General features: G+C 81.9%; 1 pseudogene. It reads right to left on the bottom strand.

Annotated elements, in window-relative coordinates:
• Nucleotides 1-76 precede the first annotated feature (76 nt).
• A pseudogene (locus G3I53_RS33530) lies at nucleotides 77-221 on the bottom strand (serine/threonine protein kinase); the annotation flags it as partial.

The raw sequence follows: 221 nt of genomic DNA, 5'->3' as shown, positions 1-221 counted from the left end.
GACCTGTTCGAGCTGCGGGCGGGGCGGCGCCCGCTCCGGACCGGCCGGTGGGGCAGGTGACGCCGGGCCGGGCCGGTCAGGGTGTGGTCGGGGCCGAGTTCCGGGTGTCCTGGGGGGTGCCGGTGTCGTCGTCCGCGGTGGCCAGCCAGGCACCGACCCCGAGGGCCGCCGCCAGGGCGACCGCCGCGGCGGCCAGGGTGAGGCGGCGGCGCCGGGCGACG

Origin of the sequence: Streptomyces sp. SID14436 (genome assembly GCF_010548465.1) — a bacterium.
Taxonomy (GTDB): domain Bacteria; phylum Actinomycetota; class Actinomycetes; order Streptomycetales; family Streptomycetaceae; genus Streptomyces.
The sequence above is the reverse complement of the archived record's forward strand: the minus strand, read 5'-3'. Positions and strand labels throughout refer to the sequence as shown.